Annotated in this window: 1 pseudogene; it reads left to right on the forward strand. The window is 47.6% G+C overall.

The features are described from left to right. Positions 1–250, forward strand: a pseudogene (locus tag AAEY83_RS17305) (LPS-assembly protein LptD); the annotation flags it as partial.

The raw sequence follows: 250 nt of genomic DNA on the forward strand, positions 1-250 counted from the left end.
CGCAGACAGTCTGGCTTATAATACCGAAACGGGACAGTCCACAGCCAATGATGTGGCATTTGCTAGCGTAGAACTCCAAGCACATGGCTATGCCAAACGCCTCAACCGACCTAACGACAGCCAGTATGAGCTTGATCGAGTCATGTTCAGTACCTGCCCACCAACTGACCGTAAATGGCAATTTGATGCCAAAAGCATTGATTTAGATACTGAGACAGGTCGCGGTAAAGCTTACAATACTACTTTCCGT

Origin of the sequence: Psychrobacter sp. TB20-MNA-CIBAN-0197, from assembly GCF_040309765.1 — a bacterium.
Classification (GTDB): domain Bacteria; phylum Pseudomonadota; class Gammaproteobacteria; order Pseudomonadales; family Moraxellaceae; genus Psychrobacter; species Psychrobacter submarinus.